At 62.9% G+C, this 699-nt stretch carries 1 protein-coding gene; it reads right to left on the reverse strand.

Translation table 11 applies throughout. From position 1 onward, the window contains the following. Positions 1-438: 438 nt before the first annotated feature. On the reverse strand, positions 439-699 hold a 261-nt coding region (locus A3K89_RS07625), incomplete at its 5' end, for an acetyl-CoA carboxylase biotin carboxyl carrier protein subunit (protein ID WP_157105264.1).

A 699-nucleotide genomic window follows, 5' to 3' on the forward strand; every position in this document is an offset into this window, starting at 1 on the left:
CGGCGAATCGCCTCGAACTCCGAGAGCTCGGCGTCGGATTCCAACACCGTCTCCACCATGCGCACTGCTCGCTGCCGGAACTCCGGCGGGTACTGACGTGGCATAGCTCCATCCTCCTACAAAGAACGGAACAAAACCTGGGGTACTTCAATCCTGCGCTTGCCAACGCACCGGTGGTGACTCCGATACTGGTGCGATGTCGGAGGAGCGATCGACTGAGGGCTGTATAGGTGACCGGTCCATGCGCCTCCAGATGACGAAGAATCTCGTACCGAGCCCAGCTCACCCCGACGACCGTGAGCTGTTGTTCCAGTGAAGCGCGCAACGAGTCCGCGGTACGCAGGAACGCCATGTAAGACGCAACCAAGTCAGAAACTTCGGGTCGCGACGGATCGGGTATGGGTGGCGAATGGGCGACGGTCGTCTTCACTCGGCGCCCTACTTCAGTTCTGCGAGGACGGTGCCTTGGGTGATGGCAGAGCCGGGAGTGACGGCGAGGCCGGTGACGACGCCTGCCTTGTGGGCGTTGACGGGGTTTTCCATTTTCATTGCTTCGAGGACGGCGATGAGGTCGCCTTCGGCGACTTCTTGTCCTTCTTCGACGGCGACCTTGACGACGGTGCCCTGCATGGGTGCGGTGACCGCGTCACCGGACGCGGCACCGGCGCCGCCGCCGCCACGCTTGCGCGGCTTGGGCTT

Source organism: Rhodococcoides kyotonense, from assembly GCF_001645385.1.
GTDB classification, from domain to species: Bacteria; Actinomycetota; Actinomycetes; order Mycobacteriales; family Mycobacteriaceae; genus Rhodococcoides; species Rhodococcoides kyotonensis_B.